Source organism: Streptomyces sp. ATLC9, assembly GCF_057196705.1.
Window position 1 is genome coordinate 1 of sequence record NZ_JBXUOY010000600.1, and the last position, 427, is coordinate 427.

The 427-nt window shown below is 82.2% G+C and carries 1 pseudogene; it reads left to right on the forward strand.

What is annotated here, in order from left to right:
* Positions 1 to 427 (forward strand): annotated as a pseudogene (locus tag AC2CJA_RS27260) (hypothetical protein); the annotation flags it as partial.

The window sequence follows — 427 nt, forward strand, 5'->3', positions numbered from 1 at the left end:
CCCCTCCCCCGGCCCCGGGCGGGGCGGCCGGGGCGGCCGGGGCGGCCGGTGATGCGCCCGTCAGCGAACTCCTGGCCCGGATGCGGGACCTGTACCGGCGGGCCGGGGCGGCCGGCGAGGCGCACGGCCCCGTGGAACGGGAGGTGGCCGAGCGGCGCGGGAAGGTCGACCGGCTCCAGCGCGAACTGGCCGGCACCCGCGTACGGCTGGCCGAGGCCCGCGACCGGGCCGGACGGCTGGCCCGGCAGCACTACCGGGGCTCCTCCGGGGTGCTGCCGCCCTCCCTGCGGCTGCTGTTCGGCCGCGACGAGCGGGAGGTGCGGACGGTGCTGGAGCACGGGCGGGCGGTGGAGCGGGTGCTGGGCGACCGGGCCGCCGCGGCGGCCCGGCTGGCGGCCGAGGAGCGGCGGCTGGACCGGCTCGCGAC